The sequence below is a fragment of the Amycolatopsis sp. NPDC104587 genome, from assembly GCF_055583645.1.
Genome location: NZ_JBVJNO010000009.1, coordinates 78488 through 80369, shown reverse-complemented (window position 1 = coordinate 80369; position 1882 = coordinate 78488). Strand labels below are relative to the sequence as shown.

Genomic DNA, 1882 nt, shown 5'->3' with positions numbered 1-1882 from the left:
GAACAGAACAGCGGAAGACAGGGTGGTGGACGGTTGGTAGGGTTGGGCGTTGGTTTTTGTGTTGGGACACCCCCCCCCCCCCCCCCCCCCCCCCCCCCCTCCCCCCCCCCCCCCCCCCCCCCCCGCGACGGTGTCGAGGTCGCGCGTGGTCGTCGTGTCGTCGGTGAGGCGGGAGCCGACCGAGGACAGCAGCTGGTTCCCGAGGAAGGCGGCCCACCACCAGGACACCAGCTCGGCGCCCGGCGTCGGGAACAGCCGCCCCGCACCGCGCGGCCGCTGGGGGTTGCTGGCGTTCCAGACGTCCCGGACGACCATCTGCGGGAACCAGAAGCTGACGATCGGCACGATCCAGCCGAGCACCGCCCACATCGGCGAGTGCCGGTGCCGGGCGGGTTCGATCACCTCGGCGTTGGCGCGGGCGAGCCACAGCCACCGCATGAAGACGATCGCGGTGACGACCTGGAACCCGAGGTAGGTCCAGCTCACCGCCAGCCAGGCGGACGCGGGGAAGGCGCCCCATTCGCCCGCGACGCCCGCGATGTCGACCGCGGTGGTCACGATGATCAGGATCGCGGCCGCGCTCTGCCAGCCCGCGAGCGGCCGAACCCGCGGCATCGGTCTCTGCGGAACGGGCGCGGTGAAGTGTGGCTGCATGGTTTTCCCCCAGGTTTCAGTGCGTGAATCGTGAGAAAATCAACTTCGGTGAGGCGTGTCAAGCGGCCGCGGAACAGCTGTGGTGGAACGTCGTGACCGTGGAGCCGGTCGTGGTCGCGACCACACCGTCGTCGGTGAGCACTGGCCGGCCGAAGTCCTGGTTGGTGACCAAGGTGTCGGTGAGGACCCCGTTTTCCCAGACCCCGAGCGCCTCGCCGCCCTCGGCGGTCAGGTAGGTGCCGGCCGAGCGGGTGCCGGAGTCGACCGCCGGCTCGATCGCCCAGACGTCGAACTGGCGGACGATCGTGCCGGTCAAGTCCCATTCGACCGTCGCGAACCGGTCGTTCTCGTACTTTTCCCCCGCGATGCGGCCGTTCCGGAACGCGCTGGCGTAGTCGGTGCCCAGCGCGAGCTTGGTCATCGTCCCGTCCGGGTGCCGCACGAAGAAGTCGGCCTGCGAGTTCTCCGCGCGGACCAGGATGCGGCCCTGCTCGTCGATCTCGACCGGGCTGACGTACCCGTAGACGGCGGGATCGGGGTTGAGCGTCAGCACGGTGCCCGGCGCGGCGGCCGGCCAGATCGCCAGGTCGAAGGTGTCCCCGATGCCGAGCGCGGTCCCGGCGACGTCGCCGGCGTCGTTGATCGCGAGGGCCCGGGCCGAACGCCGGCCCGGCGGGACCGGAAGAGCCGTGAACTTCCCGTCCCGGTAGACGACCGCGCTGTCCTGGAACCCGTTGTTGTAGGTCAACCCGACCGCGGTGCCCGCGGAGTTGATGTCGTACAGCTCGGTCTGCTTGCCGAACGCCCGGCCGAGGTTCTCGGCGACCCCGTGGTGCCACCGGATCGCGCCACCGGAGGAACCGCTGCCCGCGATCCAGCCGTCGTTCGCGGCGGCGGCGACGTATCCCCGGGTCTGCCCGGCGGGCAACGGCAGCGTGGCCCGCGTCCACGCGCAGCCGTCCGCGCCGCGCGCCGCGGCGGTGACCGTCAGCATCGGCGCCAAAGCCACTGCGGCGGCCAGCACCGCCTTCAGCCTGCGGTTCATGGTTCCCCCTCGTCCAGCGCGAAGCCGTCCTCGCGGGGGACTCACGCCTGACGAGCCCGATCGGTTGATGCCGATCGGGGAAAGAACCGGCGCGGGGGGGGGGGGGGGGGGGGGGGGGGGGGGGGGGGGGGGGGGGGGGGGGGGGGGGGGGGGGGGGGGTGGTGCGGGCCTGGGCGGCCTGTC

The 1882-nt window shown here is 72.3% G+C and carries 1 protein-coding gene and 1 pseudogene; both read right to left on the bottom strand.

The features are described 5' to 3' along the window. Positions 1-438: pseudogene (locus ACZ61C_RS27975) on the bottom strand (DUF4328 domain-containing protein); the annotation flags it as partial. A gap of 274 nt (positions 439-712) precedes the next feature. Then, entirely contained in the window at positions 713-1699 is a 987-nt protein-coding gene (locus ACZ61C_RS27970) for a hypothetical protein (RefSeq protein ID WP_465310808.1), read from the bottom strand. Positions 1700-1882: the final 183 nt, after the last annotated feature.